Source organism: Actinoplanes sp. NPDC026670, assembly GCF_040638175.1.
GTDB lineage: Bacteria > Actinomycetota > Actinomycetes > Mycobacteriales > Micromonosporaceae > Actinoplanes.
In genome coordinates this window covers 174,503-188,887 of the sequence record NZ_JBEZXU010000006.1, presented here as the reverse complement: position 1 = coordinate 188,887, position 14,385 = coordinate 174,503, and the positions used below count along the sequence as shown (strand labels likewise).

At 73.2% G+C, this 14,385-nt stretch carries 10 protein-coding genes; 6 read left to right on the top strand and 4 right to left on the bottom strand.

Annotation, left to right across the window (positions count from 1 at the left end):
• Positions 1 to 3 precede the first annotated feature (3 nt).
• The 4 genes from AB0E94_RS08600 to AB0E94_RS08585 all read right to left on the bottom strand — a co-directional run bounded on the left by AB0E94_RS08600 (position 4) and on the right by AB0E94_RS08585 (position 5,497).
• Positions 4 to 495, bottom strand: a complete 492-nt coding sequence (locus AB0E94_RS08600) for a glutathione peroxidase (protein ID WP_360324040.1) — start codon at positions 493 to 495, stop codon at positions 4 to 6.
• Between the two features lie 116 nt (positions 496 to 611).
• A complete protein-coding gene (locus AB0E94_RS08595) occupies positions 612 to 1,727 on the bottom strand; it encodes an NAD(P)-dependent alcohol dehydrogenase (protein WP_360324038.1) in 1,116 nt (371 codons plus the stop codon).
• Position 1,728: 1 nt separating this feature from the next.
• Positions 1,729 to 3,186 carry an aldehyde dehydrogenase family protein gene (locus tag AB0E94_RS08590; RefSeq protein WP_360324036.1) on the bottom strand — a complete coding sequence of 486 codons (1,458 nt, stop codon included), beginning with the start codon at positions 3,184 to 3,186 and terminating at the stop codon, positions 1,729 to 1,731.
• Positions 3,187 to 3,232: 46 nt separating this feature from the next.
• On the bottom strand, positions 3,233 to 5,497 hold the full coding sequence (locus AB0E94_RS08585; RefSeq protein WP_360324034.1) for a LuxR C-terminal-related transcriptional regulator: 2,265 nt from the start codon (positions 5,495 to 5,497) through the stop codon (positions 3,233 to 3,235).
• A 218-nt stretch (positions 5,498 to 5,715) separates the two neighbouring features.
• Between AB0E94_RS08585 and AB0E94_RS08580 the strand changes: the two genes are divergently transcribed.
• Genes AB0E94_RS08580 through AB0E94_RS08555 form a run of 6 tightly spaced genes read left to right on the top strand, consistent with a single transcriptional unit; the run spans position 5,716 to position 14,383 of the window.
• Positions 5,716 to 6,312 carry a 4Fe-4S single cluster domain-containing protein gene (locus AB0E94_RS08580; protein ID WP_360324032.1) on the top strand — a complete coding sequence of 199 codons (597 nt, stop codon included), beginning with the start codon at positions 5,716 to 5,718 and terminating at the stop codon, positions 6,310 to 6,312.
• A complete protein-coding gene (locus AB0E94_RS08575; RefSeq protein WP_360324030.1) occupies positions 6,309 to 7,664 on the top strand; it encodes a hypothetical protein in 1,356 nt (451 codons plus the stop codon). Before AB0E94_RS08580 ends, AB0E94_RS08575 begins: the two co-directional genes overlap by 4 nt.
• Positions 7,657 to 10,116, top strand: coding sequence for an AAA family ATPase (locus tag AB0E94_RS08570; protein WP_360324028.1), 2,460 nt, complete (start codon positions 7,657 to 7,659; stop codon positions 10,114 to 10,116). Before AB0E94_RS08575 ends, AB0E94_RS08570 begins: the two co-directional genes overlap by 8 nt.
• The gene (locus AB0E94_RS08565; protein ID WP_360324026.1) at positions 10,103 to 11,626 is read left to right on the top strand and encodes a hypothetical protein; all 1,524 of its coding nucleotides are present in this window, start codon (positions 10,103 to 10,105) and stop codon (positions 11,624 to 11,626) included. The genes AB0E94_RS08570 and AB0E94_RS08565 overlap by 14 nt, the downstream gene beginning before the upstream one ends.
• Positions 11,626 to 12,450, top strand: coding sequence for a hypothetical protein (locus AB0E94_RS08560; RefSeq protein ID WP_360324024.1), 825 nt, complete (start codon positions 11,626 to 11,628; stop codon positions 12,448 to 12,450). The genes AB0E94_RS08565 and AB0E94_RS08560 overlap by 1 nt, the downstream gene beginning before the upstream one ends.
• Positions 12,443 to 14,383: a hypothetical protein gene (locus tag AB0E94_RS08555; RefSeq protein WP_360324022.1), complete on the top strand. Its 1,941-nt coding sequence runs from the start codon at positions 12,443 to 12,445 to the stop codon at positions 14,381 to 14,383. The genes AB0E94_RS08560 and AB0E94_RS08555 overlap by 8 nt, the downstream gene beginning before the upstream one ends.
• Positions 14,384 to 14,385: the final 2 nt, after the last annotated feature.

The following is a 14,385-nucleotide window of genomic DNA, read 5'->3' as shown; positions in this document are numbered from 1 at the left end:
GCATCAATTCGACGGCAACGCTGCCTCGACCGCCGCAACCAGCTCAGGGGCGTCCGGGGTGACCCGCGGGCCGAACCGGGCCAGGACCGTGCCGTCCGCGCCGACCAGGAACTTCTCGAAATTCCACCGGATGTCGCCGCTGTGCCCCTCAGCGTCGGACGCCTGGGTCAGCTCCTGGTAGAGCGGGTGCCGCCGGTCGCCGTTGACCTCGATCTTCTCGGTCATCGGGAACGTCACCCCATACGTCGTGCTGCAGAACTCCTCGATCTCCTCGGCGGTGCCCGGCTCCTGACCGCCGAACTGGTTGCACGGCACCCCGAGCACGCTGAACCCGCGGTCCGCATACCGCTCGTGCAGCTGCTCCAGCCCGGAGTACTGCGGCGTCAGCCCGCACCGGGAGGCCACGTTGACGACCAGCGTCGCCGAGCCCCGGAACTCGGCGAGGTCCAGCGGCTTGCCGTGCAGATCAGCGATCTGGACGTCATGGACGGTCACGTTTCCTCCAGTGATCCACGGATCTTCCCGCGCCAGCCTAAGCCGCGACCGCGGCCGCGGCCACACGCCCCGGGCCGTGTCCCGCCACCGGCGCCGCGGCGGGACACGGCCCGGGTTCACGGCCGGGAGACCCGCAGGACCGGCTTGATGGTGTCCCCGGCGACGACGTCGGTGACGGCCTGCTGGATGTCCTCGAACGCGTAGTGGCGCACCAGCCGGTCGATCGGCAGCCGCCCACTGGTGACCAGGTCGACCAGGACCGGGATGAGCGCCTGGGTCTCGCTGTCGCCGAGGGTGAGGCCGGTGACCGTACGCCCGCCGAGCATGTGGTTGACGTCGACCGGCACGGCGGTGCCGAAGGCGGGCGCGCCGACGATGACGGCGGTGCCGCGGGCGGCGAGAGCGCCGACGCCGGCCTGGAGGACACCGGCCGCGCCGGTGGTCTCGACGACGCCGTCCACGCCGTGGCCGTCGGTCAGTTCGGCGACGGCGTCGGCCAGGTCCCGGCCGGTGGTGTCAATGGTGTCGGTGGCGCCGAGTTCCCCGGCCAGTTTGAGCCGGCCCGGCACCCGGTCGACGACGATGATCCGGCCGGCCGGGCTGAGCCGGGCGGCCATCACCGCGGACAGGCCGACCGCGCCGGCGCCGGTGATCATCAGGGTGGCGCCGGGCCGCGGTTTCAGGACGTTCCAGATGGCCCCGGCGCCGGTCAGCACGCCGCAGCCGAGCGGGGCGAGCAGGTCCAGCGGCGCGTCCGGGGCGACCTTGACGACGCTGCGTTCGTCGGCGAGGGCGTGCCGGGCGAACGAGGACTGCCCGAAGAAGTGGCCGCCGACCGGCTGCCCGCCGCGGGTGAGCGTGGCGCTGCCGTCGGCGCGGCGACCACCGAGCAGGTTGGCCGGCAGCCACGTGGCGCAGTAGGCGGGATGACCGTCGCGGCAGTTTCCGCAGGCCCCGCACGAGGTGAAGGAGAGCAGCACCCGGTCGCCGGGGACGACCGAGGTGACGCCCGAGCCGACCGCCTCGACGATGCCGGCGCCCTCGTGGCCGAGGACACCGGGCAGCGGGAACGGCAGGGCGCCGGCGGCCACGCCGAGGTCGGTGTGGCAGAGGCCGGCCGCGACGATCCGGACCAGCACCTCGCCGGGGCGTGGGTCGTCGAGGTCGATGCGGGTGAGGGTGAACGGGGCGCCCGCGGATTCGACGATCGCCGCGGTGGTGGCGGTGGTCAACTCAGGCCTCCAGCGAGATGAGAACGGACTTGGTGCGGGTGTAGGGCTCCAGGCCTTCCGGGCCGTACTCGCGGCCGAAACCGGAGGCCTTGACCCCGCCGAAGGGCATGGCCGGGTCGAGCATCGCCCAGTCGTTGACCCAGACGATCCCGGCGTCCAGGCGGGCCGCGACCCGGTGGGCGCGGGCGACGTCGCGGGTCTGCACGCCGGCGGCCAGGCCGTACGGGGTGCCGTTGGCCAGCGCGATCGCCTCGTCCTCGGTGTCGAACGGCTGCACGGTCAGCACCGGGCCGAAGATCTCCTCCTGCACGACCGGGGAGCTGTCGGGCAGCCCGGCGATGACGGTCGGCTGGAGGTAGCAGCCGGGCCGGTCGAGCCGTTCGCCGCCGGTGACGATCCGGGCGCCCTCGGCGCGGGCCCGGCCGAGGTAGTCCTGCACCTTGGCCAGGTGCCGCTCACCGGCCATCGGGCCGATCACGGTGACCGGGTCGAACGGGTCTCCGAGCGGGACGCCGGGCACCGCCTGGGCCAGGATGCCGAGCAGGGTGTCGTGCAGTGGCCGGGCCACCAGCAGCCGGGGGCCGCCCATGCAGAACTGGCCGGTGTTGAAGACGAACGCCTTGATCACCGTGCCGACGGCCTTCTCCACGTCGGCGTCGTCGAACACGATGTTCGCCGCGTTGCCGCCCAGTTCCATGGTCACCGGTTTGAGGGCGGCCCCGGCGGTGGCGGCGGCGTGCCGTCCGACCGCGGTGGAGCCGGTGAACGCGACCTTGTCCACGCCGGGATGGCGCAGCAGCGGCTCCCCGGCGTCGGGTCCGCGGCCGGTGACGACGTTGACCACACCGGCCGGCACGCCGGCTTCGGTGAGCAGCCCGGCCATGAACAGGGCGGACAGCGGGGTGTCGTCGGCGGGTTTGTGCACGACGGTGTTGCCGGCGGCCAGCGCGGGGGCGAGTTTGGAGCTGCTGAGGATCAGCGGGAAGTTGAACGGTGTGATGGCCGCGACCACGCCGACGGGCTCGTGGCGGGTGTAGGCGTGGGCGGGCATCGCGACCGTGCGGTGCCCGCCACCGGCCGTCTGGATCAGGGCCGCGTAGTACTCGTAGACGTCGGCGGCGGTGAACACGTCGACCGGCCGGCAGAGGCTGACCGGTTTGCCGACGTCGAGGCTCTCCAGGGCGGTGAGTTCGTCGGCGTGCTCGCGGATCAGCGCGGCGACCCGGTTCAGGATCCGCCCGCGTTCCCGGACCGGGGTGTCGCGCCAGGCGGGGAAGGCCGCGCGGGCCGCGGCCACCGCGTCTTCGACGTCCTTCGCGCTGCCGGCGGCGACGGTGGTGGCGATCCTGCCGGTGGACGGGTCGAGCACGTCGAGGCGCCCGCCGTCGGCGGCGTCACGCCACCGGCCGTCGATGAAGAGCTGTCCGGGGGCCGGCTCGGGCCGGGTGATGGGGGTCATAGCCGTGAGACGGTAGGGACGTGTGGCCCGTTCGGGACCCGTGAGGTTACGGGGGTGTTACCTGTTCCTGCTCGGAAACACGTACCCGGGCGACCCAGGCGGCGACCTGCGCGCGGGCCGAGAACCCGAGTTTGGCCAGCAGGTTCTGCACGTGCCCGTCGACGGTTCGGGTGGACAGGACCAGGCGCTGGGCGATCGCCCGGTTGCTGAGGCCCTCGGCGATCAGGTCGGCGATCTCCCGTTCGCGGCGGGTCAGGCCGGGGTCGTCGGCGGCCGGTGGCGGCGTCGCGGCGGCGGGTTGTCGCAGCGCGTACCGGATGGCGTCCTCCAGGGTGGGCTGGACGCCCTGCTCGAAGGCGGCCCGGTAGGCGGCCGGGCGCAGCGCCCGGGTGGCGGCGGCCGCGCACCTGTCGTGGTGGACGCCCAGCGGCGGGCCGAACACGCCGACGTGGGTGCCGATGCCACGCCAGATCGAATACGCGGTGCCCAGGAGCTGGGCGGCCCGTTCCGGCCGGCCGGCCGAACCGGCGATCCAGGCCAGCGTCTCGATCATCAGCCCGGCGCCGACCGCGTCCCGGAACCCGGCTTGCAGGGTCAGCGCGGCCAGCACCAGGTCGTGGGCCTGCTCCGGGTCGCCGCGGCGCCAGGTGTCGAAGGCCAGGACCCAGCGGGCGTACGACTGGGACAGGTGCTCGCCGCGGGCCTGTCCGACGTCGGCGGCCCGGCGGGCGATCGCGGTGGCCTGCTCGTGTTCGCCGCAGTGGGACAGGGTGATCGCGAGCTGGAACTGGGCGTGCAGGACACCCGCGGTCTCGCCGGCGGTCTCCAGCGCGTCGACGGCCGCCCGGAACTCGGCGATGGCAGCCGGCATGTCGCCGCGGAACAGGTTCGCCGTCCCGGCCTGGCTGGCGGCGTGCGCGGCGGGAACCGGGTCGCCGGTGGCCGCGGCGACCCGCCGGCACTCGGCCAGCCGCGCCCGGGACGTCTCCTGATCGCCCTGCAGGAGCGGCACCCAGGCGCCGACCCAGAGCGCGTCGGCGCGGGCCCGGCCGTCCGGGGCGGGCAGTGCCAGGGCGCGTTCCAGCCACTCGCGGCCCTCGCTGATCAGACCGTCCGCCGACCAGTGCCAGCGCAGCGCCGCGGCCAGGGTAAGGGCCGCCTCGGCGCCGTCCGGGTCGGCGAGGAACTCCTCGAACGCGGCCCGCAGATTGCCATGCTCGGCGCGCACCCGGGCGAGGGTCTGCTCCTGGCCGGGGCCGCACCAGTCACGTTCCCCGCGGACGGCCAGATCCAGGTAATACGCTCGGTGGCGGCGGCGCAGGGTGTCCTGCTCGCCGAATTCCGTGAGCCGGCTCAGCCCGTACTCCCGAATCGTCTCCAGCATGCCGAAACGCGCCCCGCGGTGGGTGACCAGGGACTGTGTCGCGAGTTGGTCGACGAGATCGAGGATCTCGGCGCGGCCGAGGCCGTCGCCGGCGCAGACCGCCTCGGCGGCGTCCAGGTCGAAGCCGCCGGTGAAGACCGACAGCCGGGCCCACAACCGCTGCTCGGCGGGGGTGCACAGGCCGTAGCTCCAGTCGACGGTGGCGCGCAGCGTGCGCTGCCGGGGAGCAGCGACCCGGCTGCCGACGTTGAGCAGCGCGAACCGGTCCTCCAGGCGTTGCAGCAGCTGGTCGATCGAGAGGGTCCGCAGCCGGGTCGCGGCCAGCTCGATGGCGAGCGGAATGCCGTCGAGGCGGGCGCACAGCCGGGCCACGGCCTCGCTGTTGGCGTCGGTGACCGCGAAACCGGGCGCGACGGCGGCGGCCCGGTCGGTCAGCAGCGCCACCGACTCGACGCGGGTCAGCGGCGGTACCGGCAGGACGTGCTCGCCGTCGATGCCGAGGCTCTGCCGGCTGGTGGCCAGGATCCGGGTGCCCGGGGCGTGCCGCAGGACGGTGTCGGCGAGGGTCGCGCAGGCGTCCAGGACGTGCTCACAGTTGTCCAGGACGAGCAGCGCCTGCCGGTCGGTGAGGAATTCGGTCAGCCGGTCGAGGGCGGGCCGGGCCGACTGGTCGCGGATCGCCAGGGCGGCGGCGACGGCGGACGCGACCCGGCCGTCCTCGGTGAGCGCGGCGAGGTCGACGATCCACGTCCCGTCGGAGAAGGCGCGGCGGGCCTCGGCGGCCGCCTCGACGGCCAGCCGGGTCTTGCCGACGCCACCCGGCCCGGTCAGCGTGACCAGCCGCGACGCCGCCAGCCGCTCCCGGACCTGCCCGATCTCCCGCCGCCGCCCGACGAAGCTGGTCACTGCAGCGGAGAGGTTACCCACCGTTCGCACCATAGAAATGTGAACCTAGCGCCCGGCCCGGCACGGCGCGTCGTTCCCCCGGCCAGAAAAGCCGGAACGCATCATCCGTTGAGGTGACCGCCCGGGGCGCGGAAACACTGTTACCCACCTGTCCGTGTGATGGATTGGATCTTATTCAGCTGTTTCAATGGCTCGGCCGTGCTCGCCGACCGCTGTGGAGACCCGTGCAACCCGTGTGGATGAACGTCGCCGCGACCTGCACCGGAACCCGCGCGCTGGGCCCGGGACTGCGATCGGTCGTCTGGGTGCAGGGCTGCCCGTTCGACTGCGCCGGATGCATCGCGCCGGAGTGGATCCCGCAACGCCCGGCCCGCACCGTCGACGTGGACCGGCTGGCCACCGAACTGCTCACCGACCCCCTGGTCACCGGACTGACGCTGTCCGGCGGCGAACCGATGGCGCAGGCCCCGGCGCTCGGCGAACTGGTCCGGGAGATCCGCCGCCGGCGCGACGTCGACGTCGTCTGCTTCACCGGATTCCGGTTGGCCGAACTGCGGCGCCGCCCGGACACCGCCGCGCTGCTCGGCCTGATCGACGTGCTGATCGACGGGCGGTACGTGGCGGCCCGCAACGACTTCCGCGGCCTGCGCGGCAGCAGCAACCAGCAGGTCCACCACCTCACCGGCCGGCTGCGGGACGTCGGATACGACTTCGCCGGCCGGACCCGCAACGCCGAGATCCACCTCGACGGCAACGAGGCGCTGCTGGTCGGCGTGCCACCGGCGGGCGTCCTCGAGGCCTTCGACAGGCTGACAACCCGGAAAGAGGCGCGATGAGCGGCCGCAAACGGATCCTCGTGGACGAGGCCGAATACTTCGGCCTCGAACAGAAGGCCAAACAGCTGGGCGGTCTGCAACGCGCCGTCCCGGTGCTGATCAACCAACTTCGACAGCAGGTCAACAACGATCTGGTACGGGTCTCCGAAGCGCTCGAGACCCGGCAGGCCGCCGTCGAGGCCCAGGTCGGCACCCTGCACGAGCAGGCCCGCAACCTGGAGGCGCGAACCGAGCAGAAACTGCGCGAACACACCCGGCGGGCGGCCGCCGCCCTGGAACAGCTCGGCACCGACGTGCGCCGCGACACCGAGGCCCGGCTGGTCGCCCAGCAGGCGGCGTGGCGAGCCGAGATCGACGAGTCACGGCGGCAGGCCCGCCGGGAGATCCAGGACGTCGCGGACCGGGTCGGCGACCTGGAGACCACGGCCGCCCAGACCACCCGGGCCGCCACCGACTGGCTGGCCGACGCCCGCACCATGGTGTCGCTGATCGAGGACCTGCCGCACGAGCGGCACGCGCCGGGTGAGCTCGCCCGGATCACCCCGCGCCTGGACACGGCGGCCACCGACCTGGCGCAGGGGCACGCGGCGTCGGCGCTCGGGCTCGCCCAGGCCACCTACCACGACCTGAGCGATCTCCGGCTGACGGTGGAACTGGCCGAGCGGGAGAACCTGCTGGCCCGGACCGCCGCGACCGGCGCCCTCGCCTACCTCACGGCGCTGATCGGGCAGAACGAGATCGCCCCGGTCGAGGACGAGAACGGGGTGCCGATCCACGGGGTGACCCTGCACGTCGACCACTGGTCACGGGGCGAGCTCACCCGGCTGCGCGACGAGGTCGCGGCCCGCAGCCGGGAGGTCGCCGACCGGGTGCTGAGCACGGCCGACCTGCGTGCGGTGACCGCCACCGAGGTCCCCGGCCACGAGCAGCGGCTCGGTGAGATCGTCGAACGGGCCCGGCTGCGGCAGCTGCGCTCCCAGCTGCGGGTGAACCTCGCCGAGACGGTGGCCGGGGTGCTCGGCGACAGCACCGGCTACCAGGTGATCGACGGCACGTATGTCGGCGCCGACGAGCGGGAGCGGTTCCTGGCCAAGATGCAGCACCTCAACGGCAACGAGCTGGTGGTGGAGGTGGCCACGCCGTCGGAGGACTCGTCGGCGATGGTCGTGTCGGTGCACTCGTACGACGACGACACCACGGCCCGGCACGACCGCGACACCCGGGCCCAGGCGATCGTCGAGGGCCTGCGGCAGCACGGCCTGGCCAGCGGCGGCGCGCAGGAGGCCGGCGACGCCGATCCGCAATGGCGTGACCTGGAGGCGGTCCGCAAACGGGAGATCACACGTGAGTAGTGCCGCCGCGGTCGAACGGCTGCACGGGCTGCGGGTCGCCGGCGACCCGATGATCTTCCTGTACGGCCGGTGCGTGGACGACGTCTTCGTCGGCCACGACCTCACCGACCGTGGCATCCAGGAGACCCTGTGGGCGATCCTGCGCGACCAGGGGTTCACCGAGATCGTCTTCAGCTCGCTGCGCCAGCCGTTGTACCGGCTGGGCGGCGCTCCCGAAACCACCCAGGCCGGCGGCGGGATGCGGTTCTTCCGCGGGCCGATGGGCGACCGCGTGCTCACTTCCCGCCCCGAACCCGAGCCGGAGCGCCCGGCCGCCGGACTGTCCGATCACTTCGCGGTGATGACGATGAACCACCTCATGCGCCGGACCGGCCCGCGGACCGCGGTGGTGCTGACCCAGGCCGAGGAGCAGCTGCGCTACATCGCCGACCAGCGGTCGCTGGCCGGCACCGTCGCCGAATGGCTGGAGTACGGCACCGCCCCCGGCAACGTGTGCGTGCTGCTGTTCCGCCGGCACACCCTCGACGAGCTGCGCGACTTCGTCCGGGGCCTGCACGGCCTGCCGCGGCTGGAGACCTTCCTGGCCGGCCCGGACGCGGCCTACGCGGTGACCGAGCCGGACGAACACGAGACCGGCCGGATCATCCAACAGGCCCGGCTGCGGCGCGGCCTGACCGTCGGCGACTGGCCCGGACTGCCGGCCGCGGCGCGGGCGATGGCCCGGATGCCCGGTGTCCGCGCCCGCGACTGGCAGTACCGGCTCGGTGAGCTGGCCGCCGGGAAGGTCGCGCTGACCGGCGCCGAACTGGGCCGCCGCCGGTGGATCGACACCACCGGCGCCGACGGGCGCACCGCCTGGGAACGCCTGGACCGTCTGGTCGGCCTGGCCGGGGTGCGCGCGCACCTCGAAGGGCTGCGCTGGGCGATCGTGGCCGAGAACGAGCTGCGCACCGCCGGGCGGAGCGCCGCCACCGAGCCGGTGTCCCGGCACCTGGTGTTCCGGGGACCGCCCGGCACCGGCAAGACGACGGTGGCCCGGCTGGTCGGCGAGATGTACCGCGACCTCGGCGTGCTGCGCCGCGGCCACGTGGTCGAGGTGCAGGCCAAGGACCTGATCTCGCCGTACGTGGGGGACACCCCGCACCGCACCGACGACGTGATCACCTCCGCGCTCGACGGGGTGCTGTTCATCGACGAGGCGCACCAGCTCACCGGCCAGAACGAACGCCGGGGCGGCGAGGCCGTCGGGCGGCTGCTGACCCGGATGGAGAACGACCGGGACCGCCTGGTCGTGGTGGTCGCCGGATATCCCGGCCGGATCGAGGAGTTCCTGGACAGCGACCCGGGACTGCCACGCCGCTTCCCGCCCGGCAACATCATCGACTTCCCCGATCTGAGCCCGCCGGAGCTCGCCGAGGTGCTGTTCGCGGCGCTGCGCGACTTCGGGCTGACCTGGACCCCGGAGGCCGAGACCCAGCTGTTCGAGGTGGTCACCGGTCTCTACGAGACCCGGGACGAGACGTTCGGCAACGCCGGCCGGATGCGGCTGCTCGCCGACGAGCTGCGAACCTCCTGGGCGGTACGGGTACGGGGCGCGATCGACGAGCCGGTCACCGCCGAGGACCTGCCCGCCGTGTACGCGGGACACCTGCGCCGGGCCACGCCACCCCTGGCGGACCTGCTGTCCGAGCTGGACGCGCTGGTCGGACTGGACGAGGTCAAGACCGTGGTACGCCGGCTCGTCGACCGGATCCGGCTGCGCGGGCGCACCGGGGCCGAGCCGGTCGCCGCCCCCCACCTGCTGTTCGTCGGCCCACCCGGCACCGGCAAGACCACGGTCGCCAGGCTGGTCGGCCGGATCTTCCACGCGATGGGGCTGCTACGCCGCGGGCACGTCGTCGAGGTCACCCGCAACGACCTGGTCGCCGAATGGATCGGCCGCACCGGGCCACGAACCGAGAAGGCGGTCCGGGACGCCCTCGACGGGGTGCTGTTCATCGACGAGGCGTACGCGCTGACCAGATCCGACTCGTCGCGCGACTTCGGCCGCGAGGCCGTCGACACCCTCAACCGGGAGATGGAGCGGTGGCGTGGCCGGCTGACCGTGATCGCGGCCGGCTACCCGGACCTGATGGCCGAGTTCGTGCGCCGCAACCCCGGCCTGCGGTCACGTTTCGGCGAGCCGGTGCCGTTCCACTCCTACGACGTGCCCGCCCTGCTGGAGATCCTGCGCCGGCAGTCGGCGGCCGAGGGATACACGCTGAGCGCGGCCGCCGCGACGAAGGCGGGACAGTGGCTGGACACGGCGAAGACGAAACAGGGACCCGATTTCGGCAACGGCCGGACCGTACGGCTGCTGCTGGAACGCATGGAAGCGCGGATGGCGGCCCGGATCACCGGGGACGCCGCGCTGGTGTTCGAGGCCGGGGACGTGCCCGATGACCACGACTGACACCGCCTGCCCGGTGTGCGCCGAAACCGCCGGCGACCCGGCCGTCTGCCCTGCGTGCGGGTGGGAGCTGGAAGGGCCGTACCGCCTGGGCGCGGTGACGCCGTCGATGGCGGAGGACTTCGCACGGCGCCTCGCCGACGCGCGGCGGGGAATCGATCTGGCCGCCGTGGTCCGGGCCGCCCAGCGGCACGGGCGGGTCGAGACGGAGCTGCTCGGCCGGCTGTTGACGCTGGTCCGCGGCGGGCCCGTGCCGGAGCCGCAGTGGCGTGACGCGGTCACCGCCGCCGAGCAGCGGGCCGACCCGCCGTGGCCGGCGGCCGCCACCGTGGTGGTGGAGGCCGACCCGGACGGCATCGTCGTGCCGCGGTTCGCCGCGGACCTGGTCGAGAACGCCGAACCGGCGACCTGGCCGTGGACCGAACTGGTCAGCGGGCTTCCGGCCGGCGCCGAGGAACGGCGGTTCCGGCTGGCCGGGGGCGTCGCGGCAGCGCGGGTGACGCCGGACGTGGTGGCGGTCCGGGCGCTGGCCGACCGCCTGCCCGCCGGCGCCGTGGTGCTGGCCGACCTCACCGGCGGATGGGCGCTGCCGGGAAAGGTGCTGGACACGCTCGCCGGCCGGCGGGGTGAGGTCCGGCGCTGGGCGTCCGCGCGGGCCGGCGACCGGCAGACGCAGACCCTCCGGTTGCCCGGCGAGATCTCGGCGTTCGCCGGATCGTCCACCGGGGAACTGGTCGCCGGAGCGCGGGGCGGGACGCTGTGGTGGTGGCCCGACGGGTCGCCCGGCGCGGTCGGCGGCGACCGTGTGCTGGCGCTGGCCGTGCACTCGGGGCTGGTCGTCAGTGGGCACCGCAGCGGCGAGGTCCGGATCCGGGCCGTCGGATCCGGGGCGCCGGCCGACGTGCTGACGCGCCACAACGGCTGGGTGAACGGCGTCGGACTGGCCGGGCGGACGGTGTTCAGCGTCGGCGACGACGGGGCGGTGCGGGCCACTCCACTGGACTCCGGGCAGCCGGGGTTCCGGGCCGAGGTCGGGTTCAGCACGGCGTCGGCGCTCGCCGTGGACCAGGATGCGACGGTCCTGGCGGTCGGCGGCAGCGACTACCGGATCCGGATCTTCGACGGGCGTACCGGCCAGGAACGGGCCGCGATCCGCAACACCGCGCCGGTGACCCGGCTGGCGCTGGCCCCGGACGGCCGGCAGCTCGCGGCCGGCGGCGCGGACGGTTCGATCCTCCTGCACGACCTGACCGGCTCGGACGCCCCGCGGCCGGCGTACCGGATGGCCGGCGCGATCGGCGCGCTGCTGCTCGACGCAGCCGGGCTGGTCGCCGGGGACGTCGACGGCCTGCTCGTCAGCCAGGACCGGACCGGCGCCGCCACGGTGCTCGGGCGATACGGGGGCGCGGTCCGTGGGGTGGCCCGCATGCCGGACGGCCGGATCGCCGCGGCGGGCGCCGACGGCCTGATCCGCGTCTGGAGATCACGGCGACACGACAGAGAGGACCACTGATGACTGGACCGGGAGCACCTGACTCTCCGCCCCGGCTGACGAAGCTGTACGAGCAGTGGTTCCGGGTGAACGGGCCGGGTCGCCCAGCGTGGGTTCCGCTGGGGACGGCCAAGGACGAGGTGCGTGCCCTGCTCGCCTTCGTACGCGACGAGTTGCAGAAGGCCGGCTTCGAGCCGGTCGAGCCGGTGTATCAGCTGCTCACCAGTTCGGTGGCCGGTGTGATCAGCTCGATCCGGCCGTCGTGGAAGGCGTTCGATCTGGTCGCGAAGGAACAGGCCAAGGCCGACCAGGATGCGAAAGGCGGCTTTCTGGACATCCTCAGCAAGTCTCCGAAACCAGCGCGAAAAGTCCTGATGCCGGCGTCCGAGGAGCCGCAGGTGGCGCGCGAGGAACTCCATCGTGGCCTGCGCGGCGCGGTCGAGGCGCTTGACCAGCTGATCGAGGCGCTCCGGCCGAAGCCGGTGGCGCCGGTGCCGGTGCCCTGGTCCGAGGACGAGAAGTTGCTGGCGGAGTTCCAGCGGGTGTTCGAGCTGTCGTTCGACCAGGACTCCGGCGTCTTCGTCCGCGGGCGCCTGGGCGAGGTACGGACCCGGCTGGCCAACCAGCGCGGCATCCACGTGCTCGCCTACGACGACAAGCCGGACCTGTTCGACCTCAGCGAGAACCCGCTGGTCGCGCCGGGGACCACGCAGACCAAGGTGCCGGCGATCCTCGGCGACACCGGTCATTCGATGCGTGGGCAGGCGTTCGTGCCGGCCCGGCGTGTCGAGAGCACCGTTCAGGACGATCCGGTAGTCGCAGAAGGCGAGCGCGTCGATGACTGAAAGTCTGGACACCCTGGTGGTGGGGTTCGATCTGGGCGACGGCGAGACCGCCGTGGCCACGGTGCCGGCCCGGGGGAACAGCGTCCCCGGCATCGTCACGCTGACCGGCGCCCCGGGCAACGGCCAGCAGCACGTTACCGTGGTCGGCGAGCATCCGGAGCACGGTGTGCTCGTCGGCGCGTGGGCGCTCGCCCGGCCGTTCGAGATGCGGTCGCTGTACATCACCTTCAAACGGCCGCAGATCGACGACCCGGAGTTCCGTGTCCCGGCGCTGATGCTGGTGAACGCGGTACGGGCGGACATCACCGGCAACGGGAAGGTGGCGAGTGCCGGCCCGCGGCGCTGGGTCTTCGGAGCACCGTCCGGCTGGAGCCCCGAGCTGCGGGTCCGTTACGCCGCCCTGCTGCGGGAGGCCGGCCTGGACGAACCCGACGTGCTGGTGGACGTCGTGCCGGAGTCACGGGCCGCGATGCTCTACTCCCGTGAGGCCGGCGAACTGACCGACTGGAGCGGCCTCCAGCACGGCTCCGCGCTGATCATCGACGTCGGCTCGTCCACGACGGACTACACCATGGTGCGCGGCCACAAGATGCAGCCCGCCGACCACGGTTCGCCGCTCGGCGCGCGGCTCATCGAACGGACCATCCTCGACCGGCTGCTGGACAGCCCGGACGGGCGGGTCGTCGAGGACCTGCTCCAGGAGACCCGGCAGCTTCGCCCGGCGGTGGAGATGGCCTGCCGGCGGCTGAAGGAGGACTTCTTCCGCAGCGACCAGGCCCGGGCCCGGATGCCCGGGTTCGCCGTGTACAACACCGAGCGCATCCATCACCCCCGGGGATCGCAGCTGCTGACCCTGGAGCTGACCGCGGCCGAGATGGCCGAGGTGCTCGCCACCCCGCAGCGTGATCTCGGCGGGAAGTCCTGGCCGCAGGCGTTCCGGTCGGACCTGGAGGGCATCGCCGCCAGGGAGAAACGGCCGCCCGAGGTGATCGTCCTGACCGGTGGCGCCTCGCGGATGTGGTTCATCCAGCCGACCGTCCAGGAGATCTTCCCGGACAGCCGGATCGTCGTGGGCAAGGAACCGGAGGTCGCCATCGCCCGGGGCCTGGCGCTGGCCGGGCGGATCAGCATCCGGGCTTCCGGGTTCCGGGAAGACGTGCGGGCCCTCAACACCAGCGGTGACATCGAGCGGATCGTCACCGCCCGGCTGCCCGCCCTGGCCGAGCAGATCGGCGCGGCGGCCGCCGACGGGATGACCGAGCGGCACGTCATCCCCGCGTTCCGGCGCTGGCGCAACGGCGACATCGTCACCCTGTCGGGGCTGGCCGACCAGGTCGCCGACTCGCTGCGGCTGGAGCTGACCGCACCGGGCAACCCGAAGATCGACCAGATCGTGGTGGACTGGCAGAACAGCCTGATTCCGGAGATCGACGATCTGACCCGGCCGATCTGCAACCGCTGGCACCTCCCGCCCGAGGCGATGACCCTGCCGCTGCTCGACGTGTCAGCGGACCCCGGCGACCTGAACCTGCGACCCGACGTGGCCCAGGGGACCGCGTTGCTGCGGGCGCTCGCCACCACCATCACCAACGTGATCCTCGCGGTCGTCGGTGTGGCTCTGCTGGCCACCGGGCCGATCGGTCTCGTGGTCGGTCTGATGGCCGCCAGCGTGGGACTGCTCATCGGCAAGGAGGCGGCCCTGGAGAAGGCGACGACGTCCAACCTGCCGCTGAGAGTGCGGCAGCTGCGCAGTGAGGAGAAACTCGTCGAGCGGCTGCGGGCCGAGGCGCCGGCCAAGGAGCAGGAGCTGGCGACGATGCTGGCCACCCAGTTCCTGGCCGACGGCGGGCCGAAACTGGTGGCTGACATCTCCCGGGGCATCGGGGACCGGCTGGAGTCCCAGGCGGTCGAGGCGGAGTTGCTGATCAGCTGACG